The 26,489-nt window shown below is 62.8% G+C and carries 25 protein-coding genes, 3 tRNA genes and 1 pseudogene; 27 read left to right on the plus strand and 2 right to left on the minus strand.

Annotated features, from left to right (window positions below; genetic code table 11):
• The first annotated feature begins 99 nt into the window (after nt 1–99).
• The 4 genes from ABIB99_RS43530 to ABIB99_RS43545 all read left to right on the plus strand — a co-directional run bounded on the left by ABIB99_RS43530 (nt 100) and on the right by ABIB99_RS43545 (nt 1,502).
• A complete protein-coding gene (locus ABIB99_RS43530) occupies nt 100–942 on the plus strand; it encodes a hypothetical protein (protein WP_354182050.1) in 843 nt (280 codons plus the stop codon).
• A 257-nt stretch (nt 943–1,199) separates the two neighbouring features.
• Nucleotides 1,200–1,274, plus strand: a tRNA-Val gene (locus ABIB99_RS43535).
• 68 nt (nt 1,275–1,342) lie between these two features.
• Nucleotides 1,343–1,419: transfer RNA gene (locus ABIB99_RS43540), tRNA-Val, on the plus strand.
• An 8-nt stretch (nt 1,420–1,427) separates the two neighbouring features.
• A tRNA-Ile gene (locus ABIB99_RS43545) sits at nt 1,428–1,502 on the plus strand.
• A 249-nt stretch (nt 1,503–1,751) separates the two neighbouring features.
• On the opposite strand, the gene ABIB99_RS43550 is transcribed toward ABIB99_RS43545, so the two are convergent.
• Nucleotides 1,752–2,207 carry a MarR family winged helix-turn-helix transcriptional regulator gene (locus tag ABIB99_RS43550; RefSeq protein ID WP_354182052.1) on the minus strand — a complete coding sequence of 152 codons (456 nt, stop codon included), beginning with the start codon at nt 2,205–2,207 and terminating at the stop codon, nt 1,752–1,754.
• 246 nt (nt 2,208–2,453) lie between these two features.
• Here ABIB99_RS43550 and ABIB99_RS43555 point away from each other — a divergent pair, with 246 nt between their 5' ends.
• The 14 genes from ABIB99_RS43555 to ABIB99_RS43620 all read left to right on the plus strand — a co-directional run bounded on the left by ABIB99_RS43555 (nt 2,454) and on the right by ABIB99_RS43620 (nt 15,220).
• Nucleotides 2,454–3,503, plus strand: coding sequence for a substrate-binding domain-containing protein (locus ABIB99_RS43555; RefSeq protein ID WP_354182053.1), 1,050 nt, complete (start codon nt 2,454–2,456; stop codon nt 3,501–3,503).
• 66 nt (nt 3,504–3,569) lie between these two features.
• Nucleotides 3,570–4,808: an urea ABC transporter substrate-binding protein gene (locus ABIB99_RS43560; protein WP_354182054.1), complete on the plus strand. Its 1,239-nt coding sequence runs from the start codon at nt 3,570–3,572 to the stop codon at nt 4,806–4,808.
• Between the two features lie 61 nt (nt 4,809–4,869).
• Nucleotides 4,870–5,736, plus strand: a complete 867-nt coding sequence (locus ABIB99_RS43565; protein ID WP_354182055.1) for a branched-chain amino acid ABC transporter permease — start codon at nt 4,870–4,872, stop codon at nt 5,734–5,736.
• Complete coding sequence (locus ABIB99_RS43570) at nt 5,736–6,800, plus strand: branched-chain amino acid ABC transporter permease (RefSeq protein WP_354182057.1); 1,065 nt, start codon at nt 5,736–5,738, stop codon at nt 6,798–6,800. Before ABIB99_RS43565 ends, ABIB99_RS43570 begins: the two co-directional genes overlap by 1 nt.
• A 2-nt stretch (nt 6,801–6,802) precedes the next feature.
• Complete coding sequence (locus tag ABIB99_RS43575; protein WP_354182059.1) at nt 6,803–7,531, plus strand: ATP-binding cassette domain-containing protein; 729 nt, start codon at nt 6,803–6,805, stop codon at nt 7,529–7,531.
• Nucleotides 7,528–8,229, plus strand: coding sequence for an ABC transporter ATP-binding protein (locus ABIB99_RS43580; protein WP_354182061.1), 702 nt, complete (start codon nt 7,528–7,530; stop codon nt 8,227–8,229). Before ABIB99_RS43575 ends, ABIB99_RS43580 begins: the two co-directional genes overlap by 4 nt.
• Nucleotides 8,230–8,313: 84 nt before the next feature.
• On the plus strand, nt 8,314–9,828 hold the full coding sequence (locus ABIB99_RS43585; protein WP_354182063.1) for an amidase: 1,515 nt from the start codon (nt 8,314–8,316) through the stop codon (nt 9,826–9,828).
• Complete coding sequence (locus ABIB99_RS43590; RefSeq protein ID WP_354182065.1) at nt 9,828–10,130, plus strand: putative quinol monooxygenase; 303 nt, start codon at nt 9,828–9,830, stop codon at nt 10,128–10,130. Before ABIB99_RS43585 ends, ABIB99_RS43590 begins: the two co-directional genes overlap by 1 nt.
• Before the next feature lie 54 nt (nt 10,131–10,184).
• Complete coding sequence (gene ureE / locus ABIB99_RS43595; protein ID WP_502917569.1) at nt 10,185–10,640, plus strand: urease accessory protein UreE; 456 nt, start codon at nt 10,185–10,187, stop codon at nt 10,638–10,640.
• Nucleotides 10,627–11,307: an urease accessory protein UreF gene (locus tag ABIB99_RS43600; RefSeq protein ID WP_354182067.1), complete on the plus strand. Its 681-nt coding sequence runs from the start codon at nt 10,627–10,629 to the stop codon at nt 11,305–11,307. The genes ureE and ABIB99_RS43600 overlap by 14 nt, the downstream gene beginning before the upstream one ends.
• Nucleotides 11,308–11,323: 16 nt before the next feature.
• Nucleotides 11,324–12,019 carry an urease subunit beta gene (gene ureB / locus ABIB99_RS43605; RefSeq protein ID WP_354182069.1) on the plus strand — a complete coding sequence of 232 codons (696 nt, stop codon included), beginning with the start codon at nt 11,324–11,326 and terminating at the stop codon, nt 12,017–12,019.
• 2 nt (nt 12,020–12,021) lie between these two features.
• A complete protein-coding gene (ureC, locus tag ABIB99_RS43610; RefSeq protein WP_354182071.1) occupies nt 12,022–13,728 on the plus strand; it encodes an urease subunit alpha in 1,707 nt (568 codons plus the stop codon).
• A complete protein-coding gene (gene ureG / locus ABIB99_RS43615; protein ID WP_354182073.1) occupies nt 13,725–14,366 on the plus strand; it encodes an urease accessory protein UreG in 642 nt (213 codons plus the stop codon). The genes ureC and ureG overlap by 4 nt, the downstream gene beginning before the upstream one ends.
• 26 nt (nt 14,367–14,392) lie before the next feature.
• A complete protein-coding gene (locus tag ABIB99_RS43620) occupies nt 14,393–15,220 on the plus strand; it encodes an urease accessory protein UreD (protein ID WP_354182075.1) in 828 nt (275 codons plus the stop codon).
• Here ABIB99_RS43620 and ABIB99_RS43625 read toward each other — a convergent pair.
• Nucleotides 15,217–15,855 (minus strand): annotated as a pseudogene (locus tag ABIB99_RS43625) (penicillin acylase family protein); the annotation flags it as partial. The gene ABIB99_RS43620 and the pseudogene ABIB99_RS43625 overlap by 4 nt on opposite strands.
• A gap of 737 nt (nt 15,856–16,592) precedes the next feature.
• Between ABIB99_RS43625 and ABIB99_RS43630 the strand changes: the two are divergent.
• From ABIB99_RS43630 to ABIB99_RS43670, 9 genes are all read left to right on the plus strand, one after another.
• Nucleotides 16,593–17,168 (plus strand): cupin domain-containing protein, encoded by a 576-nt coding sequence (locus ABIB99_RS43630; RefSeq protein ID WP_283806386.1) that lies wholly within the window; start codon nt 16,593–16,595, stop codon nt 17,166–17,168.
• A 304-nt stretch (nt 17,169–17,472) separates the two neighbouring features.
• The gene (locus tag ABIB99_RS43635) at nt 17,473–18,486 is read left to right on the plus strand and encodes an ABC transporter permease (RefSeq protein ID WP_354182078.1); all 1,014 of its coding nucleotides are present in this window, start codon (nt 17,473–17,475) and stop codon (nt 18,484–18,486) included.
• A 3-nt stretch (nt 18,487–18,489) separates the two neighbouring features.
• A complete protein-coding gene (locus ABIB99_RS43640; RefSeq protein WP_354182080.1) occupies nt 18,490–19,341 on the plus strand; it encodes an ABC transporter permease in 852 nt (283 codons plus the stop codon).
• Nucleotides 19,341–20,303, plus strand: coding sequence for an ABC transporter ATP-binding protein (locus tag ABIB99_RS43645; protein WP_354182082.1), 963 nt, complete (start codon nt 19,341–19,343; stop codon nt 20,301–20,303). The genes ABIB99_RS43640 and ABIB99_RS43645 overlap by 1 nt, the downstream gene beginning before the upstream one ends.
• Nucleotides 20,300–21,292 (plus strand): ABC transporter ATP-binding protein, encoded by a 993-nt coding sequence (locus ABIB99_RS43650; protein ID WP_354182084.1) that lies wholly within the window; start codon nt 20,300–20,302, stop codon nt 21,290–21,292. Before ABIB99_RS43645 ends, ABIB99_RS43650 begins: the two co-directional genes overlap by 4 nt.
• Complete coding sequence (locus ABIB99_RS43655) at nt 21,282–22,736, plus strand: amidase (protein ID WP_354182086.1); 1,455 nt, start codon at nt 21,282–21,284, stop codon at nt 22,734–22,736. Before ABIB99_RS43650 ends, ABIB99_RS43655 begins: the two co-directional genes overlap by 11 nt.
• Nucleotides 22,737–22,780: 44 nt before the next feature.
• A complete protein-coding gene (locus tag ABIB99_RS43660; protein ID WP_354182088.1) occupies nt 22,781–24,394 on the plus strand; it encodes an ABC transporter substrate-binding protein in 1,614 nt (537 codons plus the stop codon).
• Nucleotides 24,395–24,448: 54 nt separating this feature from the next.
• On the plus strand, nt 24,449–25,648 hold the full coding sequence (locus ABIB99_RS43665; protein WP_354182090.1) for an amidase: 1,200 nt from the start codon (nt 24,449–24,451) through the stop codon (nt 25,646–25,648).
• Nucleotides 25,645–26,136, plus strand: a complete 492-nt coding sequence (locus ABIB99_RS43670) for a GlcG/HbpS family heme-binding protein (protein WP_354182092.1) — start codon at nt 25,645–25,647, stop codon at nt 26,134–26,136. The genes ABIB99_RS43665 and ABIB99_RS43670 overlap by 4 nt, the downstream gene beginning before the upstream one ends.
• Nucleotides 26,137–26,489 lie beyond the last annotated feature (353 nt).

Raw genomic sequence — 26,489 nt, forward strand, 5'->3', positions numbered from 1 at the left:
CACCGCAAAGCCGCCCGCCCGCTACGGCGCTAGTTGAGGCGCGCGTCCGGGCGGCTTTGCTCTACCGAGCTACACCACCGCCGGGGACACGACCCCGGCGTGTCGTTGCTGTTGATGATCCGTCAGTTTAGGGATGCCGTAACAACACACTTCGAGGCATCGAAGGACGTCACGCCTGCTATATCGGCTCGCGAATATAGCGATTTCCAAGAGGAAGGCCGGCGGCTATCAAACCAATTTATACGTCTTAAGCGTGAACTGCTTGGAATATTTGATTTGACCAAATTTCCATTCTCGGAGCTGTTTCCATCAATGGTTCGAGACTATACGGCTGTCTCACTCTACTGCTCCGCTATCGCGTGGAACGCTCGGCCGGATCTTGATAACTATGGATCACCGGCGGAAGAGGGAAGACAAGCGTCCCACCATGACTGGAAGAGTCTGTTCGACTTCTGCGTCCCTGACCTTCAGACCAGCTTCCCCAACATTGGCATGACACCAAACAATGACATCGATGCTCACCTTAAAATCTTCCGAATGGCCTGCGACGAGATATTGGACGAGTTCCCCATCACCGATCAACAAGAGGCCCGGCGACAGGAGGCAGAGATGAACCGACCCGCAGATCAGGTTACTACGATCAATGTGCTCGGCTCCGGCAACACCATTGTCAACCACTCCACTGTGACTCACGCGTTCAACAGGGTGAAGGCAGCCCACAGCGAGGAGGTTGCCAAAATGCTTCTGGACGTAGAGGCAGCAATCAACAAGTCCGGAAACAAGGAGGCCGCCGAGAACTTCGAATCGTTTAATGAGGAGCTCGCCAAACCGGAGCCGAAGAAGTCCCTGCTGAAGACGCTCTGGCAAGGTACATTGGCGGCCCTCCCGACCCTGAAAGAGCTGCCGGACGTAGTCGCCAAGATCTCGGCGCTGTTTGCGTGACTACAGAATAATTTTCTCGATTTTATCCTGCGTCAGCCGTTCTTGCATCCGGTCGTAAAATGCCGGTTCGCGTGGAAGGGTGTTGCCTCTTGCGTCGGGCCAGCGCCAAGCTCAGGGTAATCGCGCCAGGACGGCCGAACCGGAAAGCCTCGAGTAAATTTATTCTGGCCGCCGCTCGTCGGGTAATCCTGCCGGGCCGGCAAGCCGAAACCCGTCGCTTCAAAGAAAGCGTCGCCAGGACCAAAAGAGCGGAAGTCGCGCGCTTAGCTCAGCGGGAGAGCGTCTGGCCTACACCCAGGATGCCGGCCGTTCGATCCGGTCAGCGCGCACCAAGAAACCGGAGATCGGCCGCTGGGGAAAACGCCAGCGACGTAGGCGTCAGAGAGTCGATACCGGCCCCGCGTCCGTAGCTCAGTTGGAAGCAGCGCCGCTGTGACATGGCGGAGGTCGGCCGTTCAAATCGGTCCGGTCGCACCACCCGATTCGCACTTTTAGCTCAGGGGTAGAGCGCGCGCTTGATAAGCGTGAGGTCCGTGGTTCGAACCCACGAAGGTGCACCATTGCAATGGACCCGGAGCCTTAATCGCCTGGCGCGGGCCGGCACAAGATGTTCGACCCTTCCCGGGTTCGCGGACCATTAGCTCGGCGGCTGTGCACGTCCCGCCAACCGGCTCCATGATCCGGTCCGTGCCGATCGCCCGGGACTACGGAATCTGGGTCTGCATACGCAGACCACTCGGGATGATCCGACCGCCGCGGATGACGCGCGGTTGGGCCAGTCTAGCGCGCAAGTTAACGCATGCGACCGATCATTTGTGGTCTAGAGTTTCACGACCGCGAGACTTGAGCGAACGCCAGGAAGCGGTGCCGCAGAGCAGCTCTGAGAGCAGGTTAGTCAAGGCTGCGGCTTCTGATTTGCCAAGCCCGTCCAAAATTTCTTGCTGAATGGACGTTATCAGTGGGCCAACGTTCTCGAAATGCTCTGCTCCTCTACGCGAGAGGAAGATCAGAACCTTGCGCCGGTCATGCGGGTCGGGTCCGCGATAAACCTCGGCCGCTTCGACCATCTTATCGATGGTTTTTGTGAGCGTCGGGCCATCGACAAAGAGTCGCGTTGCCAGATCGCCCATCGGCAGCCCATTCCGCTCAGTTAGCGCCTCAAGCACGCGGTACTGGTGCAGAGACACGCCCTTTGGCTTGAGCTCCGCCTCCAACACCTGCTCGAGTCGTCGGTTCACGCCTCGGATGAGGTCAGGTAGATCCACTTTGTTAGCCCTCGGCGGATTATTTGAGATTTCAACATTTGCCTTGGAATGTAAAGTCGAGCAAGTGGAAAGCCGCTTTTGCTCTAATTGCCTAATGGGCGGGCTGATGCCGCCGCCTGCGCCGGAAAAACGGGCAGTCCGCCTCCGAGATGGGGTGCTTTCACGGCAGAACCGGCCTTACGGGGCCGGACTGCCCTTGGCACGATTCGTGAGTGGTATGTGTCTGGAAGCGCGGAGACACCGCCGTTGGGTAGCGTTCGAATATGTCTGCTCGTCCCGCAGAGCGGAGCAGCGGGACTTTGGGCCCCGTCGGCTGAGGCCTGCGGTCGCCTGGCTGTCGACGAGATCAACAACATGTCCGGTATCCTGCGGCGTCCGGTCGAGCTATGCGTAGTGAACGCCGGAGAAACTGGCGCGAGCGCGGGCCGGGCTGCGCGCGATGCCATCGAAATTGATGGTGTCGACGGTATCGTCGGGATGTTGCCCAGCTTTGCGCGCGATTTCGTGGCACGTGTTGCCGGTGGCCGCGTTCCCTTCATTTATACTCCGCAGTTCGAGGGGCACTCGCCGACGTCGGATGTCATGGCGACCGGCGAGACAGCCGAAGAGCTACTAGCGCCCGCGATTCAATGGCTCTCGGCAGCGAGGCACGCGCGCCGCTATTTCCTCTGTGGCAACGATTACGTATGGCCGCGCTCGTCCCTACGGATCGCGCGCGCCTTGATCGGCCGCTTTGGGGGAACGGTGACGGGTGAGATCTATCTGCCTGTTGGTCGGCACGACTTCGATGAAATCATGGAGCGGATCAAAGCCACGCGCTCGGACGTCGTCCTTCCATATTTCCTGGGGTTCGACTGTATTGCATTCAATCGCGCGTTCTACGCGGCGGGATTGAGCTCGCGCGTGCTGCGGTTTTCTTCGGCGATCGACGAGACCGTGGCGTACGGACTCGATGTCCACGAGACCGAAAACCTCTACGCTACCTCAAGCTACTACGCGTCAATCCGCTCGCGCAACAATGGTGCATTCTTGGAGCGCTATCATACGGCGTTCGGCGACAGCCCCCCGCCCGTGAACGCCTTCGGTGAATCCTGCTACGAAGGAATCTATTCGCTCGCGGCCCTGATTGAGGAAGCTGAGAGCCTAGATGCACGCAAGTTGATGCGCCTTTACGGCCGAACATTCCAGCAGCGCACGGCCCGGGGCGATCAAGCGCGATCCGTGGTCGGTGGTCGGCACCCCATCTATCTTGCCCAGGTCGACGGCTACGACTTCTCAATCGTTACGCGGCGATAAAACACTTGCTTTTTCAAATATTGTATTATTAATATTTTCTGTATCAAAAAACGTATGGGGACGTCTATGAATTTCTCTCGTCGCCGCTTCTTGCGGCACTCGGCCTTAGCCACGACGACATTGATTGCCACGCCCGCGGTCTTCCGCTCTGGCGCATTCGGCGCGGAAAACCCGATCGTCGTCGGCAGTCTGCACGACCAGTCAGGGCCGATCGCAGCCTCGGGGACCCCGATGGTCTACGCGCTGCAGCTCGCAGTGGACGAGATCAACGCCGGCGGCGGCCTGCTGGGCCGGCCGTTGAAGGTGATCCACTATGACACCCAGTCGAACATCCAGATGTATTCGCAGTTCGCCCAGCAACTCGCTGTGAAAGACAAGGTCGACGTGGTCCACGGCGGCATCACCTCGGCGTCGCGCGAGGCGGTGCGTCCGACCTTCGACCGGTTCAAAGTGCTCTACTTCTACAACGTGCTCTACGAAGGCGGCGTCTGCGATCGCAACACCTTCTGCACCGGCACGACGCCCGCGCAGACCGTGGAAAAGCTGGTGCCCAGCGCGATGAAGAAGGCGGGCAAGAAGGCCTACATCATTGCCGCCGACTACAATTACGGTCAGATCACCGCGAAGTGGATGACCAAATACGTCAAGGACAATGGTGGCGAAGTGCTGTCGACCGACTTCTTCCCGCTCGACGTCACCAATTTCGGCACGACCATCTCCAAGATCCAGGCGGCGAAGCCCGATCTCATCCTGTCGGCGCTAGTCGGCGGGAACCACACCGCTTTCTACCGGCAATGGACCTCGGCTGGCATGAAGGGCAAGATTCCGATCGCGTCGACCACCTTCGGTCTCGTCAACGAGCCGACGACGCTCGACGCCGCCGAGAGCGATTCGATCCTCGGCTCGTACGGCTATTTCGAGGAGCTCACCACGCCCGCCTCCAAGAGCTTCGTCGAGAAGATTAAGAAGGCGCATCCGGACTCGCCGTATGTCAGCGAGCTCGCCGCCTGTACTTATGAGGGCGCCATGCTCTGGGCGGAAGGCGTGAAGAAGGCCGCCAGCATCGACCGCATGAAGGTGATCGAGGCGCTGGAGAGCGGGATCGCATTCGACGGTCCGAGCGGCAAGGTCTCACTGGACAAGCCGACCCATCACACCACCCGCAACGCGTTCCTCGCCGAAGTGAAGGATCGCAAATGGTCGGTGTTGGAGAGCTACTCCGACGTCAAGCCGGCCGATACGGCGAGTGTGTGCGATCTCGTCAAGAATCCGACCGACACCAAACAGTACATCATCAATCTCTGAGGCGTGGCGGGCCCCGCCCACCGGCGGGGCCCGCCATTTCGGGGCCTGAAAGAATCCAAGCATGGCGCTCTACCTCATCGTCGCGCTCGACGTCCTGAACGGAATATCGTTGTTGTTCCTGCTGTGCCTTGGCCTCGCGATCATCTTCGGCATGATGAAGATCATCAATCTCGCCCATGGCGAGTTCATCATGCTCGGTGCTTACGCGACCGTCATATCGGCCAATGCCGGCGTCAATATCTGGATCGCGATGCTGGTCGTCGCACCGCTCTTCGTCGGTCTCGTAGGTCTCATCATCGAGCGCTGTCTCATTCGCTTTCTTTATGGGCGTCTCGTCGATTCCATGCTGGCGACCTGGGGGTTGAGCCTCCTGATCATCGGTATTGTCACGACGATCTACGGCAACACGCAACAGGGTGTGCCCACGCCCCTCGGCGGCTTCTCCATCGGTTCCTATCAATCCAGCTATTACACGCTGTTCCTGGCCGGCATGGCGATCGCCATGATGGGGCTGGTCTACGGCGTCATGCGTTACACCCGGTTGGGACTGATCGCTCGCGCGACTATGCAAAATCCGGCGATGGCCGCGACCCTAGGTGTCAATCCGACCAGGGTCTATATGAGCACTTTTGCGGTCGGTGCCGCCGTCACAGGATTGGCCGGCGGCCTGGTGGCGCCCGTCTCGGGCATCACGCCCGGCATGGGCGGCGCCTATGTCGCCAAGGCCTTCATGACTGTCGTTGGCGGTGGCGCAGCCATGCTGTCGGGCACGATGTCGGCGGCGAGCCTGTTCGGCGCCGTCAATCAGGTCGGCGCCTATTTCACGACGCCGGTCTATGGCGAGGTTCTCGTGTTCACGGCAGCGATTGTCCTGATCCGTCTACTGCCGCAGGGCATCTCCGGACGCTTCTTCAAGGGAAATTTGTAATGCCCGTCCGCTTTAGCCTCGTAGCCCAGGCGGTCGTCGTCGTTCTCGCGATCGTTGCGATCGCGGTGATTCCCAACGTGATCGAGCTGTTCGCGATGATGCAGCTGACATTGTTCGCGGCGATGGCGGTCTTGGCGCTCAGCCTCGCCTTCATCTGGGGCTTTGGCGGCATCCTGTCGTTCGGCCAGACGGCCTTCTTCGGCCTCGGCGGCTATGCCTACGCGATATCAGCGGTCAACTTCCAAGATTCGACGCCTTCGATCCTGCTCGCAATTATTATTCCAGCGCTGTTCGCTGCGATCCTGGGTTATTTCATCTTCTTCGGTCGCATCTCCGACGTCTATCTTGGCGTGATCACGCTGACCGTCACGCTGATCCTGTTCAATTGCGTCAACTCGACCTCGGGCGACGAATACAGGATCGGCAAGGCGTTGCTGGGCGGCTTCAACGGCATGCCGGCGGTGCCGACCTTCAACGTGCCATTTTACCCGGACCAGGTTCTGTCGCCGGAACAATCCTGGTGGGTGACAGGCGGAGCGTTGCTTGGCGTTTTCCTGCTGCTGCGCTTGCTGCTGTCGCTCCCGGCCGGCCGCATCGTCGTGGCCGTTCGCGAGAACGAGACCCGTGCCTCCTTGCTCGGCTATGACCCGCGCAAGGTCAAGCTGCTCACCTTCATTCTGAGCGGCGCGATAGCGGGACTGGCCGGCGCGCTCTATGTCAACTGGGGCGCATTTGTCGGACCGACCATCTTCAGCCTGTCGCTGTCAGCGGAGATCATCATCTGGATCACGGTGGGTGGCCTCGGCACCTTGCTCGGACCCGTCGTCGGCTGCGTCCTGATCGAATACATCGTCGCCTACATCGGCTCGCAACAGACCCTGAATTCGAACCTCGTTCTTGGGGCGGTGCTGATCATATTCGTGCTATTGCTGCCGAAGGGCTTGGTGCCGACGGCACGCGACCTCCTGTTGCGGCTGGTACCAGCGCCCAAAGCGAAGGAGCGGCTTGCTGACGAGTTAGTGCCACCCTCGGCGGCAGCGTCCCACATGGCCGGAGCTGAATGACCATGGCGGACCTTGTCCCTCTGCTCAAGGCCGAGCACCTCACGATGCGGTTTGGCGGTGTGGTCGCCAACGACGACATCACCTTCACCCTGGAGGAGATGGAGCTGCGCTGCTTGATAGGACCGAACGGCGCCGGCAAGAGCACCTTCTTCAAGACGCTGACCGGACAATTAGTGCCGACCTCGGGCGCGATCGCATTTCGCGGCCAGGCGATCGCCGGCAAGCTGTCGCACGAGATCGCCCGCATGGGCGTCGGGATCAAGACGCAAGTGCCTAACGTTTTCAACGGTCTTTCGGTGCGCGAGAACATCTGGCTCGCCGTCCGCCGCAACGCGACGCCCAAGGCGCAAGGCCCCGCGGTCGACGCCGTGTTGGAGATGATCCGGTTGACCGATCATGCCGACCGCGTCGTTGCGACGCTGTCGCATGGTCAGCGCCAGTGGGTAGAAATCGGCATGGTATTGGCGGCCGAACCGGAATTGATTCTGCTCGATGAGCCAGCTGCCGGAATGACCGACGAGGAAACCTTGCACACTGCGGCGATCATTCGCGAGATCAACCAGACCCGGGCGATCATCGTCGTCGAGCACGATATGGAGTTCATCAGGCAGATCGCCAAGAAGGTGACGGTGTTTCATCAGGGGCGCGTGCTGATCGAAGACACCGTGGACAAGGTCATGGCCGACCAGCGCGTGCGCGATGTCTATCTCGGTAAGAAGGTGGCGGCATGAGCGCGCTCCTCGAGGTCAGGGACCTGCGCTCAGGCTACGGCCGCATTCCGATCCTGTTCGGCATCGACATGACGCTGCAGGACGGTGAGTATCTCGGCATTCTCGGCCACAACGGCATGGGCAAGACCACGACGCTGCGGGCATTGATGGGGCATCTGCCGACCACCGGCGGCACGGTCGCCTTCGCAGGCAAGACAATCACCCATCTCAAGCCGCACGAGCGGTCGCGCCTGGGAATTGGGCTCGTGCCGCAGGGCAGGGAGATATTTCCCGACCTGAGCGTCCTTGAGAACTTGCGCATGGGCCTTGCGGCGGCGCCGAAGGAGGACCGCTCGGTGATCGACACCGTGCTGGAGGATTTCCCGCGCTTGGTGCGCCTGCTCGATCGGCGTGGCGGAGCACTGTCGGGCGGCGAGCAGCAATTGCTCGCGCTTGCGCGCTGTCTCTGCACCAGGCCGAAGCTCATATTGCTGGACGAGCCCACCGAGGGCATCCAGCCGTCGATCATCGAGGAGATCATCGAGACGCTGCTCGCGCTGAAGAAGCGATGGAGCATGTCGCTGATCGTCGTCGAGCAGAACCTCGAATTCATCACCTCGCTCTCCGACCGGATCCTCAACATCCAGAAGGGACGCATCACGGGAGAGCTCGACCGTGAAAGCCTTCTGACGCGGGATGCGACCATGCACCCAGCCTAGCCAGTTTCGGCGCTGCCGCGCCGGCCATTGCGAATGCGATCTATGTCTTCTCTGCCAGCTTGTCTTCACAAGAAAGGATGACTCATGTCTATCAAGCGTCCAACCGCCGAAGATGTCGCCGAACTCGCTGCGAGCCTGCATATGAACATGACGGTCGAAGAGGCCGGAAGCTATCTCTCGCTGATGGGCGGGATGTTCGATGCTTACGATGTCGTCGACGAACTGCCGAACCCGCTGCCGCCGGTTAAATATCCGCGCACGCCGGGCTCCAAGCCGATGCCGAAGGACAACAAATACGGCGCCTGGGCAATCAAGACCGAGGTCAAGGGCGCAGCGAGCGGCAAGCTCGCCGGTCGCACGGTTGTGCTGAAGGACAATGTCGCACTCGCCGGCGTCCCTATGATGAACGGCTCGACCACGCTCGAAGGCTTCATTCCCGCGGCAGATGCGACGATCGTAACCCGCATTCTCGATGCCGGCGGCACCATCGTTGGGAAGGCCGTGTGCGAGCATTTCTGTTTGTCGGGTGGCAGCCATACCTCCCATCCGGCACCGGTCCATAATCCGCTGAAGATGGGCTATTCGGCCGGTGGATCCTCGTCGGGCAGCGCCGCGCTGGTCGCTGCCGGCGAGGTCGATATGTCGATCGGCGGCGATCAGGGTGGCTCGATTCGTATCCCGGCATCCTATTGCGGCATCTATGGCATGAAGGCGACGCACGGGCTCGTGCCATATACGGGCGTGATGCCGATCGAGTCGACCATCGACCACACCGGCCCCATGACGGCCAACGTCGCCGATAACGCGTTGTTGCTGGAGGTGCTGGCCGGGGCAGACGGGCTTGACCCGCGCCAATATGCGCCGAAGGTCACGAGCTACACGGAGATGCTCCGCAAAGGCGTGAAAGGCATGAAGATCGGCGTCCTCAAGGAGGGATTTGCCGTTGCGAACATGCAAGAGGGCGTGGCCAACAAAGTGAAGGCCGGCGCGGAACGCTTCGCAAAGCTCGGTGCCAGCTTGTCGGAGGTCTCGATCCCAGAGCACCTGCACGCGCTCGCCGCCTGGAATCCGATCACGCTGGAAGGATTCCTGGTCCAGATGATGATCGGCAACGGCATGGGCTTCAACTGGAAGGGGCTCTATGACGTCGGCCTTCTCGACGCGCATTCCAGCTGGCGCAACCGCGCCGACGATCTGTCGGAGACGCTCAAGCTCACCATGCTGGTCGGGCAGTGGGGCGTCAGCCACTACCGCGGCCGCTACTATGCCAAATCGCGCAACATCGCGATCGCTGCCAAGGCGGCCTATGATGCAGTGTTCGGCTCCTATGATCTGCTGCTGATGCCGACCTTGCCCTGTGTCGCCACGCCGATCCCCGCCAAGGACGCGCCGCTCTCCGAAATCGTCCAGCGTGCCTTCGAGATGACGGCCACCACCAGTCCGTTCGATGTCACCGGTCATCCCGCGATGAGCATACCCTGCGGCCTCTCGGACGGCCTGCCGGTCGGCCTGATGCTGATCGCCAAGGACTACAACGAGGCGACGATCTACCAGGCGGCCAGCGCGTTTGAGGCCGACGGCGATTGGAAGAAATTCTGATGATCACGATCACCGCCGTCATCAGGGCGAAAGCCGGCCATGAGGTTACGATGCGCGATGCACTCGTGACCGTCGCTGCCAATGTCGCAGCCAATGAGCCCGAAACGATCGGGTTCTTCATCTCGCAGAGCGAGGACGATCCTCGCGTCTTTACGACATATGAGCGCTTTGCCGACAGGGCCGCGATGGATCGCCATAACGGTTCGGCGGTCGTCGCGACCTTCTTCGGGATCGCCAAGCCGATCCTGGACGGTGAGGTGATCCTGGTCACGTCGCAAGAAGTCTCGGCGACGCTTCGCTAGGGCATGATCCGAACAGCGGACAGGCGGTTTTAACGGCAAGAGCGGGAGGGCATCATGACGATGCGGCTTCATGGCATTTTGGGGAGATCCGACGATGCGGCCTTTGCCCGTCGTCTGCATCACCTCGAGCATCATGACGGCATCGAGCTCTTGTTCGTCCCTCCCGCCGATGTCGGCCGCAAGCGCTTTCGGCTGACGACCGATCGCGGAACCGACTGCGCGGTGAGCCTCGATCGGGACGAGGAGCTGACCGACGGCGCGCTGCTGTTTCTCGCACCCGACCGGGCGATCATCGCGCGCTTCGGAGAGCAGGAGAGCTGGCGGTTGACGCCGGTCGATCAGGCGGCGGCGCTCAAGCTCGGATGGAACGCGGGCAATTTGCATTGGAGGGTGCGTTTCGACGGCGATAGTCTCGTCGTGCTGCTCGATGGGCCCCTCGACACCTATCGCGCGCGCATCAGGCCGTTGCTGGAGTCCGGCGAAGTGGTGGAGCGCGATGCTGTTCGATAGATTGCAGGCGCTCGCACTGCTGCAGCTCGGCGACAGCGCCTATCCGGCTGGCGGCTTCGCCTTCTCCTGGGGGATCGAAGGCCTCGCGGCAGACGGCATGCTTGCCAACCGCAACGAGCTCGACCGCGTCATCGCCGACCAGCTCACGCGGCGCTGGGCGACGATGGACCGCATTCTGCTGCGCAAAGCCTTTCAGGCGCGGAATTGCAAGGCCATCGCGGAGGTCGATCGCCTCACCGAGGCGGGGACACCGTCGGCCGAGATGCGGGACGGGTCGCGCCGCGCGGGCAGGGCGCTGCTCGGCGTCTGGGTCAAGCTCGAAGGGCCGCTGTCCATTGCCTATCGCGATCAGGTCTCGGCGGATGCGCGGCTTGGTCATTTGCCGATCGCCCAAGCCGTCGTCGGCCGGGATGCGGGTTTCAGCCTGGATGCGGCCGAGCTGGTCTCGGGCTGGACGCTGGTGACCGGCCTCGTCAGCGCGGCCGTGCGCCTCGGCATCATCGGTCATATCGAGGCGCAGCAGAGCCAAGCTGCGGCGCGCGGCCTGCTCGGCGAGTTGCTGGCGGACACGCCGGGCGCCGATGCCTTGCCGGCGAGCTTTACGCCTTTTATCGACATCGCGGTCTCGCGCGGGCCGCTTCGGCACGTTCGCATGTTCACGACCTGAGAGAGGTGACCTCGCCATGATGAATCTGTCGCCGACGGAAATGGATCGTCTCGTGATCTTCAGCGCCGCGCAGATGGCGCGCCGCAACAGGTCGTTGGGGATCAGACTGAGCCACCCGGAGGCGGTCGCCTACATCACCGACGAGGTGATGACGGCGGCACGCCGCGACATCCCCTATACCGAGATCCGCGACATGGCCGGCCGTCTCTTGACGTCGGACGACGTCGAGCCGGGCGTCCCGCAAATGATCCCGATGCTCTACATTGAATGCATGTTTGCCGAAGGCACCAAGGTGATGGCCGTGTTCGAGCCGATCGCGCCAGACGATGCCGCCGCCGAGGACATTGTCCCCGGCGAGATCATCGCGGGCGGTGACGATATTGAGCTGTTCGCCGATCTGCCGGCTATCACGATCGACGTCCTGAACACGGGCGACCGCGATGTTCAGGTCCGCAGCCACACCCATTTCTTCGAGGTCAACCGCGCCCTACGCTTCGATCGCGCTGCCGCCTGGGGTATGAAGGTCGACCGGCCGGCCGGTGCCGGCGTGCGCTTCGAGCCAGGTGTCACCAAGTCGGTGCGTTTGGTTCCGATTGCGGGAGCCCGGGTCGTGCGTGGGCAGGCCGGTCTCGTGAACGGTTCGCTCGACGTGCCGTCGGCGCTGGAGCGGGCGCTCAAGCTCGCAGCCGATCGCGGTTATCAGGGAGCTTGACCGTGGTCACACTGACGCGTCGCGCCTATGGCGAGCTCTACGGTCCTACCAAGGGCGATCTGGTCCGGTTGGCTGACACCAGCCTGCTTGCCGAGATCGAGCACGACTACACCACGTACGGACATGAATTGCTGGTGGGTGCCGGAAAGAATCTGCGCGACGGAGAGGGCGTCAACGCTCACCGCACCTCGTCGCACAAGGCCCTCGACGTCGTGATCAAGAACGCGACGATCGTCGATGCGGTTACCGGAATCATAAAGGCCGACATCGGCATCCGCGACGGCCGCATCGTGGGCATCGGCAAAGCTGGCAATCCCGACGTGATGCCGGATGTCCATCCCGATATGGTCGTGGGTCATTCGACGGCGCCGATTGCCGGAGGACCCTTCATCGTCACAGCCGGCGCGATCGAGTCGCACGCCCATCTGATCTCACCGGAGCAGTCCGACCATGCCCTGGCTGGCGGGACCACGACGCTGGTCGGGAACGGGTCGGGTCCGGTCTTCGATGTCGGCAGCGGCGCGGCCGCAACCTTCGGGCGGTTTCTTCAGGCGATCGAATTCTCACCTCTCAACTACGCCCTGTTCGGACGCGGAGGGTCCAATCCAGAGGCCGTCGAGGAGGCCGTGGCCTCTGGCGGCATGTCTGTCAAGATTCACGAGGATTTCGGCGCAGCTCCCGATGTGATCGACAAGAGCCTGGTTGCGGCGGATCGCAACGATTTCGCCGTCCACCTCCATACCGACTCGATCAACGAATACGGCTTCTGCGAAGACACGATGGCCGCCATCGATGGCCGCACCATCCACATGTACCACGTCGAGGGCGCCGGCGGCGGTCATGCGCCCGACCTGCTCAAGGTAGTGTCGTGGGAGAACGTCATCCCCTCGTCGACCAATCCGACCAATCCCTATACGTCCTACGGCATGGAGGAGGGCGTGCCGATGACGATGATCTGCCATCAGCTCAACTACAACGCGCCCGAAGACGTCGTGTTCGGCGAAGCGCGCGTGCGGGCGCAATCGATGGCCGCTGAGGATTTTCTCCACGACATGGGCGCGATCTCGATCTTCGGCACCGACACGCAAGGCATGGGGCGTCTGGCCGAGAACGTCGCGAAATGCTGGCAGCTCGCCAGCGTCATGAAGGACCGCATCGGGCGCCTGCCCGAAGAGACCACAGCGCGTGCGGACAACGAGCGCATCAAGCGCTATGTCGCCAAGCTCACCATCAACCCAGCCATTGCGGTCGGCATTGATCACGTGGTCGGCTCGGTCGAGGTCGGAAAGATGGCCGACCTCGTGCTCTGGCCGCGCGCCTCGTTCGGCATCAAGCCCTACATGGTGATCAAGAACGGCTTCGTCGTCTGGGCTGCCATGGGTGACGGCAATGGTAGCCTCGGCCTGTCGGAGCCGATGATTCAGAAACGCATGTGGGGCGCGCTCGGCGCCGCGCCGCAGCAGCTTGGCGTCAACTTCATGTCGAAGCTGGCCACGGATGCCGGCGTCGGGCACAGGCTAGGTCTCGCCCGCAATTGCCTGCAGATCAGGAACGTACGGAAGCTGAGAAAAACCGACATGGTGCGAAATGCGGCCATGCCGCATGTCGAGGTCGATCCGCAAACCTTTGAGGTCCGCGCCGACGGAAAGCTTCTCATGTGCCCACCTGCAACCAGGGTCCCGCTGGCGAGGCGGTATATGCTGCGATGAACAGGCTTTCGCTGAACGGCACGGCGCGCATTGCGGCCGCGCGGGTCGGGATCGGCGGACCGGTCGGCTCGGGCAAGACGGCGCTGGTGGAGCGCCTGATCCCGGCACTTCTGAAGCGCGGTGTCGACATTGCCGTCATCACCAACGACCTCGTGACGGCGGAGGACGCCGAACGGATCAGGCGCTCCGGGCTGATCGACCCGGCCCGCGTCTCCGCGGTCGAAGCGGGGGCATGCCCTCACACTGTCATTCGAGAGGATCCGACGCTCAACATCGAGGCCGCGGATGAGTTGGAGCGACGCTTTCCGGGCGTCGAACTGATCCTGCTGGAGAGCGGCGGCGACAACCTCGCCTCGACCTTCTCGCGCGACCTGACTGACTTCTGGATGTTCGTCATCGACGTGGCCGGCGGCGACGATATTCCGCGCAAGCGCGGTCCCGGCGTCATCCGCGCCGATCTCCTCGTGATCAACAAGGTCGACCTGGCGCCGCATGTCGGCGTTGACCTGGCGCGCATGCACCAGGAGGCATTGAAGGTCCGGGACAACCGCCCGGTTCTGCTCACCAATTGCCGTCGCGGCGAAGGGATCGATACCGTGGTCGATCTGCTCGAGCGCGAGGTTCTTTTCAGGACATGAGGGTCGTTGCAGCGGGAGAACGTGCGTTGCTCGATCTGAGCTTCGTCCGCCGCGGCGGGCGCACCGTGATCGACCGGCGTCTGTTTGCCTGGCCGTTTGTTCTCACGCGCAGCTTCCACGTCGACCGGGATCGGCCGGATCGCCTCACCGTGATCGTCCAGACGGGGAGCGGGGCGGTTCATGGCGAGGACAGTCTCGCACAGCGTCTCGTCCTTGGGCCCGGAACGGCGGTATGCCTGACCAGCCAGGGCGCGACATCGGTGTATCGTGCGGAGCCGGCCACTCGCGCCAGGGAGAGCGTGAACCTTCATGTGGAGAACGGCGCCAGCCTCGAATACCTGCCTGAGCCGCGTATTCTGTTTCCCGACGCGGCATTGTCACAGACCATCGAACTTGACTGCGCGACCGACGCTTATGCGTTGATCTTCGACGCTTTCACGATGCACGACCCCAAGGGTATGGGGCGCTACTTCCGCGAGTTGGAATCGACATTCTGTCTGAGGAGATCTGGTAGCGAGCCGCTGCTGATTGAGCGGACGCGTCTATACCGGCCAGAGCGTAGCATCTTTCGTGGCTATGGAGCTTTTGGATCAGCATTCATGGTGCTGCCCCCCGGTCATGATCTGGCGGATCTCCAAGAGAAGTTGACATCAGCGCTGGAGGGGATCCGAGGGCTCTATGGAGCCGCGAGCGCGTCGCCGGCGCAGGCGGGGCTCGGGATCCGTCTCGCGGCCCTTGAGCTGAGGCGTATCCGTCAAGCTTTCGAGAGCATCAAAGTGATCTACCGCCAAACGTTAGCGGGATCGTTGACCATTTTTCTTGATCGACGGGTAGGGTGGGCTCGAAGGACCTAAGTGGAAGGCTCCAGCACGAGCTGGTCGCTGGCGTTAGTAATTTTGCTCCAGTCGTACAACATCGGCACCATTTGGACAGATGCCCATCGCGCATGCTGATCGGCATAATGCGGGCTCGCTGGGTGTCCCGACGCGCCGTGGAACACAACCCAGGCGCTGTTGTCCCAGTTGCCCACGTCGAAGACATAGCGCGCGACCGCGCCATAGGCCGCGGTGAGACCTGATGAAGCCCAATAGCATCCATTGGCCATAACGGTATCGTTGTCGCCGCCAACCGGAAGCCCCGGCGGTTCGAGCTGCGACGCCGCCTGCGGGAAGGCCGCCGACAACGGATGCGACATGCGGACGTGATGCAGCTCTGACCAGGTCTTGTCCTTGTCGGTCTCCGCTGCCCGCTCGAGCGCCGCCGTCAGCGCGCGATCCCAATCCCAGCCGCCGAGGAACGCGGTATCGTCGTTGCGCAGCAATGACGGAAGTGCCCACCAGATCTGATTGAGAGGCGCCACGCCGGGGGCAACCTGGGCAACGGGATCGCGCGACACCGCGCTCAGACCTGACCCCTCGAGAACGATACGCGCAAGTTCGCGCCGCGTCCGCGCATAGGCTGCGGCCGCCTTTGAGTTGGCAGCCATGCACGCGTCCCAGCGGCAATGAGGTCACGCAACGCGGCAGCGGGTCCTTCGATCGCCGGGAGTAGGTTCAGGCGGGCGATGAATTCGCGCGCCGTGAAGCTGTGCGTGTCGGCATGGATGCTGCCCATGTCGCTGACGGTCGCAGCCGGAAGTTCGGCCAGCCGGTCGGCGATCCGTTTGGCCCCGATCCGGGAAGCGCTGATGCAATTGGTACGCGCAGTTCAGCGTGCGTCACCGGTCCTTCCGCTGCGCTGCGGTCTCATGCGAGCGGACGCAGACGAGTGGAGGCGGTTGGCCACTGATAAGGTTTCATACGAAATGGAGTCAGTTGGTCGACTGACAAGGAAAACAGCGAAGCCCTATCAGTTGGGGCTGAACAGGCGGATGTCCGCTCCTGTCGCCAACAGCAGGCCGCTGCTGCGGCTGTTGGAAGATCAGCGAAGGGCCCAGAAGCTGACCCAGCAGGTTACCGCTCGTCCCCGGCCTGCTTGACTTGGCTTGCGGGCCCTTGACTTGGTGGGCAGCCGCTCCAAGCAGAGCGGTTGACATTGGCGAGATGAACGACCCCCGGACGATGGAAGCCAACGACTCCTGCGTGCCGCGTCGAGGGGCGAGCCTTGCCCTTAGGTCGGCGAAGAGTCCGGTTCGTCCAACTTACATTAAGATTTGTCCCAGCATGCTGGTAAATCATGTGATTATAATGCATACATTTGCTCCATCCAAATCGCTGGAAAAATTGCGTGAGTTCTGAAAACGGCACCTTGAATATTGGCCCGCGCCTCCGGCGTGCCCGCTTGTCCAAGGGGCTGCGCATGCGCGACTTGGCGCAGGTCGTCGGATGCGACGAGAGCATGATCTCCAAGATTGAGGCCGGGAAGGTTATGCCGTCGCTGCCGATGCTTGCCAAAATGGTCGACGCGCTTGACCGCGATATGGCCTCGTTCTTTGGTCTGCGGATCGATGAATACAAACTGGTGCAGAAGCCCGAGGATCGGCTCAAAGTGCCCGTCGACGCGCTGCGCGGCGGCACGGGCGTCGTGTATGAGCGGCTGGTGCCGGTGGCCGCCGGCAATCTGCTCGAAGCCAACGTTCACGTGGTGGCCCCGGGAGGCGAGAAGATCGACCTCATCACCCATCAGGGCGAGGCCGTGGGCTATCTCGTGTCCGGAACCATCGAGCTCACCATCGACGACACCACCTATTTGATGACCGCAGGCGATTCCTTCTTCTTCAAGGCGTACCTGACCAACAGCTATCGCAACGTCGGGCCGGACGAAGCGCGGATCGTCTGGGTCAACACCCCGCAGGTTCACTGAGCCGAGCGATCGGGCTCATGATGAATGAATTTCATGCATGTGGCGAAAACTGAAGCAGGGTGCTTCAAAACCACTTTATTTTTCGGCGCACGCGCGGCCCTGCTGCGCAATGAAACGCGCTAATCCCTTGGTTCTCGCCCTGAAAGGTTCCCAAGACGAGCTGGCATAACGCTTGCTTAACTCCGGACATGACTGTGATGCATGCCAATTGCCCCTGGCTGTATCCGATGTCGATGGGGCCCGAACACGTTGATGCGCTCCGGCTAGGCCGTCGCACCGGCGAATAACGGCAGGCGTACCGCTCATGGCTTTCGTTTGGAAACGACTGCTTGGCACCATCCCGAGCCTGATCGGCGTCATCGTCCTTACCTTCTTCATTTCGCACGCCCTGCCGGGTGACCCGGCGGCGTATTTCGCAGGCCCGGCCGCGAACACCGCCTCGATCGAGAACATCCGCGCCACGCTGGGCCTCGACCGCCCGCTTCCGGTGCAGTTCCTGCACTATGTGATTGACCTCGCGCAGGGCAACCTCGGCCGTTCTCTCACAACCGGCCAGCCGGTGTTGACCGATCTGATTGAACGGCTGCCGGCTTCTCTGGAATTGTCGTCCTTCGCGCTCCTGTTCGCGATCAGCATCGCCATCCCGATGGGGGTGTGGGCCGCGACCCGCATCAACGGAAGCGTCGATCACGCCTGTCGCGCGCTGGTCACCGTGAGCGCCGCCTTCCCGACATTCTTCGTCGGCCTGCTATTCGTCTATATTTTCTATTTCCTGCTCGGCTGGGCGCCGCAGCCGCTCGGCCGCCTGAACGAGATCGCCTTCTCGCCGCCACCGCACGTCACCGGCGCCTACACCATCGACGCCCTCATCGCGGGCGATTGGCCGGTGCTCCGCGCGTCGTTGGCCCAGCTGATCCTGCCCGCGATATCACTTGGCCTGTTCGCGCTGGCGCCGATCGCGCGCATCACGCGGGCGGCCATGCTGGAGGCGCTCAGCAGCGACTTCATCCGTACCGCGCGCGCCAGCGGCTTGCCGGTGCGCAAGATCCTCATGACCTACGCATTCCGCAACGTACTGCTGCCGGTCAGCAGCGTGCTCGGCATGGTGTTCTCCTTCCTGCTTGGGTCCAACGTCCTGATCGAGCAGGTGTTCGGCTGGCAGGGTGTGGGTGCCTATGCGGTATCGGCCGTCATCGCGTCCGATTACGCGGCGGTGCAGGGCTTCGTCCTGATGATGGCGGTGCTTTACGTGCTGCTGAATCTCGCCGTCGACATTTTCGCGACGCTGGTCGATCCCCGCGTCCGGTTCGAGGGCTGAGCGATGAGTCTGGTCACGGTCGCCCGCAACACCGGTTATGCCTTTGGCGAAAACCGCCTGACGTTGATGGCCGTGATCATCCTGGCGGTGCTGGCGCTGTGCGCGATTTTCGGGCCTTACATCGCGCCATACGATCCTCTGGTCACCTCCGCCACCACCAAACTGGCGCGGCCCAGCGCCCTGCATCCGTTCGGGACCGACGCGCTCGGACGCGACATCCTCAGCCGTGTCATCGTCGCGACGCGCCTCGACCTCGGCATGGCGGTCTCGGCGGTGGCGCTGTCGTTCGTGGTCGGCCTGGCGCTCGGCTCGCTCGCCGGCTATTTCGGCGGCTGGACCGATCGCATCATCGGCCGCGCGATGGACACCATCATGGCGTTCCCGCTGTTTGTGCTGGCCATGGGTATCGTGGTGGCACTCGGCAACAGCGTCGCCAACATCATCATCGCCACGATGATCATCAATCTGCCGTTCTATTGCCGCTTCGCGCGCGCCGAGGTGAACGTGCGGCGCGAGCTCGGCTATGTCGAGGCGGCGCGCATGGGCGGCAACGGCTCGCTGCGCGTGCTGCTCAACCATATCGTCCCCAACGTCCTGCCGCCGATGATGGTGCAGGCTTCGCTCAACATGGGATGGGCGATCCTCAATGCAGCCGGCCTGTCCTTCATCGGGCTCGGCGTCCGGCCACCGACGCCGGAATGGGGCATCATGGTCTCGGAAGGCGCCAGCTACATCATTTCCGGCGAGTGGTGGGCCTTCATGTTCCCAGGCGCGGCTCTCGTGCTCGCGGTGTTCTCCTTCAACATGCTGGGCGACGGACTGCGCGATCTGCTCGATCCGAGGAAACGCGTGTAATGGCGCAGCTCGAGATCGACAATCTGTCAGTGGAGTTTCGCACCCGTCACGGCGTGGTGCGTGCGCTGGACAGCGTGAGCTTGTCGGTCAGCCGCGGCGAGATCGTCGGCGTGGTCGGCGAAAGTGGATCCGGGAAGTCCGTCACGGCCTACACCGTCATGGGCCTCAACGACGAGGCCGCGCAGATCACCAAAGGCAACATCACGATGGGCGGCATCGACCTGCTCGCGGCGCGGCCGGAAGCGATGCGCGAACTGCGCGGGCGCGAGATGGCGATGATCTTCCAGAGCCCCCGCACCGCGCTCAATCCGATCCGCAAGGTCGGCAAGCAGATCGAGGACGTGCTGCAGGAGCATGCCGGGCTGCCGAGCCGCGATCTCAAAAAAGCGGCGATTGCCGCACTGGCGCGGGTCCGCATTCCCGATCCCGAGCGCCGGGCGGAAGCCTATCCGTTCGAGCTCTCGGGCGGCATGTGCCAGCGCGTGATGATCGCGATGGCGCTGGCCTGCACACCGTCGGTCCTGATCGCGGACGAGCCCACGACGGGGCTCGATGTGACGACACAGGCGGTGATCATGGACCTGATCAGGGACATGAGCCGCTCGACGCGGATGTCGACGCTGCTGATCACCCACGATCTCGGGCTCGCCGGCGAATATTGCGACCGGATCGCCGTCATGCACGCCGGGCACATCGTCGAGATCGCGTCCACTGAAGCGCTGCTGGAACATCCGGCCCATCCCTATACACGCCAGTTGCTCGCCGCCACGCCCGTTCCGGAATCGCGTCTCGACGACCTCAATTCCATTCCCGGCCATCTGCCCGATCTGCGCGGCGCATTGCCGCCGTGCCGCTTCAGCGGACGCTGCGAGCGGCGGCAGCTAATCTGCGACGAGGCGGAGCTGCCCTGGACCGAATTGTCGCCCGCGCATGTCGTGCGCTGCCGGTTTCCCCTGTCATGACGCCGCTGCTCGAAGTCAGGTCGCTGTCCAAATCATACCCGATCAAGCGGGCGGCGCGCGGCGTCCGGCTCCACGCGGTCGACGATGTGGATCTGACGATCGGCGCCGGTGAAAGCGTCGGCCTGGTCGGCGAATCCGGCTGCGGCAAATCCACCATGGTTCGTCTGCTTGGCCGGCTGATCGATCCCACGGCGGGCCAGATCCTGCTTGGCGGTGAGGATCTCACCGCGATTACGCAGGCGAAGTTCGCGTCCTCGGCGAGCCGGCGACGCATTCAGGTGGTGTTCCAGGACGCGACCGAAAGCCTCAATCCCTCATTCCGCGCTTTCCAGGCGATCGCCGATCCGTTGAAACGGCTGCTCGGCATGAACAACGGTGCCGAGCTGGACAGCCGCGTTCGCGCCACCGCCGCACTGGTTGGACTGCCGGAAGAACTGCTGCAGCGCTACCCGCATCAATTGTCGGGCGGCCAACGCACGCGTGTGGGCATCGCGCGCGCCGTTGCGGTCGAACCTTCGCTGCTGATCCTCGACGAGCCGACCTCGGCGCTCGACGTGTCGGTGCAAGCCGTGATCCTGCGCTTGCTCGCCGACCTGCGCGCGCGACTGGCGATGAGCTATTTGTTCGTGTCGCACGATCTCAACGTGGTGCGGCTTCTGTGTTCGCGCGTGGTCGTGATGTATCTCGGCAAGATCGTCGAGATTGCGCCGGCGGAGACGCTGTTCACCGCGCCTCGTCATCCCTATGCGCAGGCGCTGGTCGCCGCGATCCCGGATCCGGCGCGGCGCGGTGAAGCACGGCCCCGGCTCGACGGCAGTCCGACCAGCCCGATCGATCCGGACCCCAACGTCTGCCGCTTCTACGGCCGCTGTCCCAAGGGAGCCGACACCTGCACCAAGGCCATGCCGCCGCTTCGCGCGGTCGGCCCGGATCATTTCGCCGCCTGCCACTTCGCTCTTTCACCCGATGGAGGAACCGATGAGCACTGATAACGAGATCTGCCGCATGGACGCCGCGACTGTCGCGGCGAAGGTCAGGGACAAGGAGCTTTCCGCCGCCGAGGTCACCGAAGCCGTTCTGCGCCGCATGGAGAAGCTCGAGCCGCACATCCATGCCTTCTGCACACCGACGCCCGACGTGGCGCGAACTGCTGCCGCCGCGGTCGACGCCAAGATCGCGGCCGGCAAGGATCCCGGCCTGCTGGCGGGCGTGCCGATCGGAATCAAGGATCTCGTCGCCACCAAGGACATCCTGACGGTGATGGGCTCTCCGCTCTACCGGGACTTCGTGCCTGACGAGGACGACATCGTGGTCGAGCGGCTGAAGGACGCCGGCGCGGTCATCATCGGCAAGACCAACGTGCCGGAATTCGGCTACAGCGGCGTCGGCCACAACCCGGTGTTTCCGGCGACGCGCAATCCCTGGAATCTCGACATGACATCCGGCGGATCGAGCGCCGGCTCCGGAGCTTCGGTCGCGGCCGGCGTCGCGCCGTTCGCGATCGGCTCCGATGGCGGCGGATCGATCCGCATTCCCTCCGCGCTTTGCGGGCTCTACGGGATCAAGGCGTCGATGGGCCGGGTGCCGCTCTACCCGGGTTGCCGGGATGAACGCTATCCCGGCGTCTCGAGCTGGGAATCGCTCGAGCACGTCGGCCCGATGAGCCGCACCGTGACCGACTCGGCGCTGATGCTGAAGGCGATCACCGGACCCGATCCGCGCGACCGCTATTCGATTCCCGCCGCCGACTTCGACTATGTCGGCGCCGTGAAGGAGAGCATCAAGGGCCTTCGCATCGCCTATAGCGAAGACTGGGGCTATGCACCGGTCGACCCGGAAGTCCGCCGCGTCGTGTCTGAAGCGGTGCGCGTGTTCGAAACCGATCTCGGCTGCACGGTCGAGCGCGCCAATCCGGGATGGGAAGATCCGTTCCCGCATTTCTGGACCATCGTCGCCGGCGACACCGACCTCACTGGCATGCGCCGCATGATGAAGGGGCGTGAAAAGGAAATGTCGCCGCACCTCGTCGCAATGTTGCAGCGGCAATGGACGGCGGAAGAATTCACTGATGCCAAGATGGTCCGGCAGATGGTCTGCAACCGCATGTGGCGGTTCATGGCCAACTACGACCTCCTGATCACGCCGACGCTCGCGGTGCCTGCCTTCCCGCTTTACATGCAGGGGCCCGAGATCATCGAAGAGAAGATGGTCTCTACCGGCGATTGGCTCTGCTTCACCTTCATCTGCAATTTGACCGGCCAGCCGGCGGCGACCATTCCCGCGGGCTTCACCAAGACTGGTCTGCCCGTCGGCATGCAGATCATCGGTCGCCATCTGGCGGACCGCACCGTGCTCGCCGCCTCCGGCGCCTTCGAGCAAGCGCGTCCGTGGGCTCACAAATGGCCGAAACTGTTGGGCGATCTCGGCCTCTGACACTGCCTCGACTTTTCAACCGAACTCCAGAAAGGATGCACGATATGAAGCTCGATCGTAGTCTCGCTACAGCGGCGCTGCTCACAGCGTCCGTTGTCTGGCCCGGCGCTTCCGCGCGCGCGGCCGAAATTGCCAAGGACACGATGGTCATCGTGTCCGAAATGGGCCCCAACGGTCTCGACACGATGGTGCCGACCGCCAACGATCACAGCCGCATGGTGGTGTGGCAGGCCTACGACCGGCTCGTCAGCCACGGCGAGAAAAAGCTGGCCGATGGCACGGTGTCCTACGATGCCAAGGTCATGACGCCGGAGCTGGCCGAGAGCTGGGAAGCCAGCGAGGACGGCAAGACCTACATTTTCCATCTGCGCAAGGACGCGACGTTCCACGATGGCAGCCCAGTCACCGCCAAGGACGTCAAATGGTCGTTCGATCGCGCCATCGCCGCCGGCGGCTTTCCGGCGGTGCAAATGGCCGCGGGATCCCTGGTCAAGCCCGAACAGTTCACGGTGGTCGACGATCATACCTTCAAGGCGACTTTCGATCAGTTCAACAAGCTGACAATGCCTGACCTCGTCGTGCCGGTGCCCGTCATCGTCAATTCCGAGCTGGCCAAGAAGCACGCGACAGCGCAGGACCCGTGGGCTTTCGAGTGGGTGTCACGCAACGATTGCGGTGGCGGCGCCTACAAAGTGGAGTCCTGGTCGCCCGGCCAGCAGACTGTTTTCACCCGGTTCGACGCCTGGAAGTCCGGCCCGCTGCCCCAACTCAAGCGCGTCGTCTATCGGCAGATCGCCTCGGCTGGTACGCGTCGCGCGCTGCTGGAGAAGGGCGACGTCGATATGTCGGTCGGCCTGCCGCCAAAGGACTACGCCGAATTGGCCGAGCAGGGGAAGGTCACGATCATCGGCGTGCCGGTGCAGAACGACCTCGTGTTCGTCGACATGAATGTGAAGATCGCACCGTTCGACAATCCCAAGGTGCGCGAAGCGATCTCCTACGCCATCCCCTACAAGGAGATCGTCAGCTCCGCTCTCTATAACCGCGCGAAGCCGATGTTTGGTGGTGACCCCGACAAACCCTATCCCGATGCGACGTGGCCCGTTCCGATCAAGCACGGGCAGGATCTCGCGAAGGCCAAGCAGCTGCTGACTGAGGCCGGCTTCCCCAACGGCTTCAAGACCACGCTGTCGATCGATCTCAGCGAATCCACCGTGCGCGAACCGACTGCCATCCTGATCCAGGAAGCGCTGAAGACGATCGGCGTCGAACTCACGATCGAGAAGGTCCCGGGCTCGAACTGGTTTGCTCAGATGGCCAGCAAGACGATGCCGATGGTCATCGCCGAATTCTATGGCTGGCTCGATTACCCCGACTATTTCTTCTTCTGGACCTTCCACGGTGGCAACAACTCCGTGTTCAACACCGCCAACTACGTCAATCCCGACCTCGACAAGGTGATTGATCAGGCGCGCTTCACCCGCGATCCCGAGATCTACAAGACCAGCCTGAACAAGATGGTCGACATCGTCATGACCGACCTGCCCCGCATCCCGCTCTACACCCGCTTTGCCGACTATGCGGTGCAGAAGAACGTCAAGGGTTTTGAGTACTGGTTTCACACCCATCCGGATTTCCGCAAGCTCTACAAGGAATGAGAGGACGGCAAGCGCGCTCGATCGGGCGCGCTTGCCATTCATTGGAAAAACATCGTGCAAGACACGCTCGGCGCTTTCGTTCCAGGCCCCATCATTCAACGGGCGCCGTACAGCGCAGGCTCGCTTTCGGGCCTGAGCTTCGCGGTCAAGGACCTGTTCGATGTTGCAGGCGGCGTGACCGGCTGCGGCAATCCCGACTGGGCTGCCACCCACGAGGCGGCAAAGGCCGACGCCTGGGCCGTCGACACTCTGCTGGGGGCCGGCGCCTCGCTGACGGGCAAGACCGTCACCGACGAGATCTCGCTCGGGCTGCTTGGCATCAACAAGTTTTACGGTACCCCGCTGAACCCGCGCGCGCCCGACTGTGTGCCGGGCGGCTCGTCGAGCGGCTCCGCGTCCGCCGTTGCCGGCGGCTTGGTCGATATTGCACTGGGTACCGACTCCGGCGGCTCGGTGCGCATCCCCGCGAGCTTCTGCGGGATTTACGGCCTGCGTCCGACGCATGGTCGTATCTCCGTCGCCGGCATGATGATCCAAGCGCCATCGTTCGACACCGTCGGCTATTTCGCCCGCGATGCGCTGACGTTTGGCCGGGTCGGCGCGGTGCTGCTCGGACAACAGATGTCCGACGCGTTGCCAGCGGAGATCATCGTTGCGGCTGATTGTTTTGCGCTCGCCGACGAGCCGGTCAGGCGCGCTCTACAGCCGGTTGTCGATCGGCTGCGTGATGCCGCGGCGACCACCGTGTCAGCATTGGCCGAAGGCGAGCTTCTCGACTGGGCGCACCACCAGCGCATCCTGCAGAGAAGCGAATTCCACGCCACGTTTCGGGATTGGATCGATCGCGTGAACCCGCGCTTCTCGTCGGAGGTCGCCGGCGCGTTTGCCGACGAAGGCCGCATTCCATCAAGCGACATCGCGGCCGCCAGAACTTTCCGCGAATCCGCTTCCAAGCGACTTGACGATTTGCTCGACGGCCACCGCATGCTGTGCCTGCCCACCTCGCCCATCCTGCCGATCGGCCGCGACGCGCGCCTGTCGGACATCCGCGCGGCGGTGCACCGGATTGTCGACCTGACCGGTATCGCGGGCCTGACGGGCCTTCCGCAGGTCAACCTGCCTATCGCGACATCCGGCTCTATTCCGGTCGGGCTGTCCCTGATCGGCTGGCGCGGGGGCGATGCGGCGCTGGTCGGAGCAGCGCGCAGCCTGGCGCGGGAATTCTCGGTTGGACAGTTCGAGGAACTGGCATGACCGACATCAAGGAAGCACGGACGCTGACGCTCGAAGGCGCGCTCAAGGTGCTCAACGCGGCCGTCGGCGAGGCGACCCGCATCGGCCAGCCGATGTGCATCGCCGTGGTCGATACCGGCGGCAATCTGCTGGCGTTCGGGCGTATGGACGGCTCAAAGGGACTAAGCGTGACCTCGTCCATCAACAAGGCACGGACGTCGGCGCTGTCGGGCTCGCCGACCGGCGGCGCTCACGCGGACGTGGAAATCCAGGTCACCCTCGCGCATGAAAACCACTGGACCAATCTGATCGGTGGTCTCCCGATCCGCGCCGACGGCTTCATCCTCGGCGCCGTGGCAGCAGGCTCTGGGTCCGGCTCGCAGGATCTCGCTGTCGCCCGGGCCGGTGCGGCCGCGATCGCGGGAGCCGACATGTACGTCGATTTCAAGCCGATGGGCGCGGAAGATACCGGGATGATCAGGGGTACGAGGCCTCAGCCGGGGGTCTGAAGCCAGCGGACGGTTTGCGCACGCGGACAGCCGGGCGCCAGACGAAGGCGGAGCGCTACGGCTTGAGCTTGTTCCGGCTTGAGCTTTTGACCTCAGGGAACTCAGTCGCGGTGGATAAATTCACACAGCCACGTACGGGCACAATGGTCGTGCGACGAATGCCTATTTTTTGCCGGACAAGCCCCAACGAGCGACCGGTAAGTCATTGATGTTGCTTAACCCGTGGCTGACTCTTAATCAGCGGGTCCCAGGTTCGAGCGTAAGCGCTTAGCCGCAACCCTATTGATGCTGGCTTGACGTTTTGCGGAATCGCCACGGCATGAGGTCTTCGATCCTGCTATCGGGATGGCCGT

This window comes from Bradyrhizobium sp. LA6.1 (assembly GCF_040547805.1).
GTDB lineage: Bacteria > Pseudomonadota > Alphaproteobacteria > Rhizobiales > Xanthobacteraceae > Bradyrhizobium > Bradyrhizobium barranii.